Annotated in this window: 1 protein-coding gene; it reads right to left on the bottom strand. The window is 71.6% G+C overall.

Annotation, left to right across the window (positions count from 1 at the left end):
• A partial coding sequence (locus ACWDAK_RS41325) for a type I polyketide synthase (RefSeq protein WP_427396369.1) occupies nt 1-1,272 on the bottom strand: 1,272 nt, incomplete at both ends.

Below are 1,272 nucleotides of genomic sequence, written 5' to 3'. Positions count from 1 at the left end.
CTCCACGAACAGATCCGGCGTCGACATCACCGTCACACCACCGGCCAGCGCCAGATCGCACTCACCGCCCCGCAGCGCCTGCACCGCCAGGTGCAGCGCCACCAACGACGCCGAACACGCCGTGTCCACCGACACCGCCGGACCCTCAAGACCGAACGTGTAGGAGAGGCGGCCGGAGACGACACTCGTGGCCGTACCCGTCAGACGGTGACCCTCGACGCCCTCCAGGCCGTCCACCAGCAGGTTGGCGTAGTCCTGGCCGTTGGTGCCGACGAAGACGCCCGACTGGCTGCCGCGCAGCGAGACCGGGTCGATGCCGGCCCGCTCGAAGACCTCCCACGAGGTCTCCAGCAGCAGACGCTGCTGCGGGTCCATCGACAGGGCCTCGCGCGGCGAGATGCCGAAGAAGGCCGGGTCGAACCTGGTGACCTCGTCCAGGAAGCCACCCTCACGGGCGTACGTGGTGCCCTGGTGGTCCGGGTCCGGGTGGTAGAGGCCGTCGAGGTCCCAGCCGCGGTCGGTCGGGAACTCGGCGATGGCGTCACCGCCCCGGACCAGCAGCTGCCACAGCTCCTCGGGGGTGGTGACCCCGCCGGGGAAGCGGCAGCTCATCGCGACGATCGCGATCGGCTCGTCGTCGGCAGCGGCCACCACCGCCACCGGCGCGGCCGACTCCGGCTCCTGGCCCAGCAGTTCGGACCGCAGGTGCTCCGCCAGCGCGGTCGCCGACGGGTAGTCGAAGACCAGCGTCGCCGGCAGACGAAGACCCGTCGCCGCGTTCAGACGGTTGCGCAGATCGACCGCGGTCAGCGAGTCGAACCCGAGCTCCTTGAAGGCCCGACCCGCCTCGACCGCGTCCGAACCCGCGTAACCGAGCACGGCCGCGACCTGCACCCGCACCAGCTCCAGCAGCGCACGGCCACGCTCGACCTCCGGCAGAGCCATCAGTCGCTGCGTCAGCGACGACTCGCCGGCAGTGCTCTCCGACGGTGCGAGCGCCGTCTCCATGACCTTGCGCGCCTCGGGGATCTCGTCGAAGAGGCTGCTCCGGCGGACGGCGGCGGTCTCGGCCGCCACCCGGTCCCAGTCCACGTCGGCGATCGTCAGTGCGGTGTCGCCGCTGTCCAGGGCCTGCTGCATCGCGCTGATCGCCAGACCGGGTGCCATACCGACGACACCGTCGCGGCGCAGTCGCTCGGCGACCACGTCGTCGGTGGCCAGACCGGCCTCGGCCCAGGCACCCCAGGCGATCGAGGTGGCCACCAGTCCGTC

The organism is Kitasatospora sp. NPDC001175, from assembly GCF_053598215.1.
Note: the sequence above shows the minus strand (reverse complement) of the source record. Positions and strands in the feature narration are given on the sequence as shown.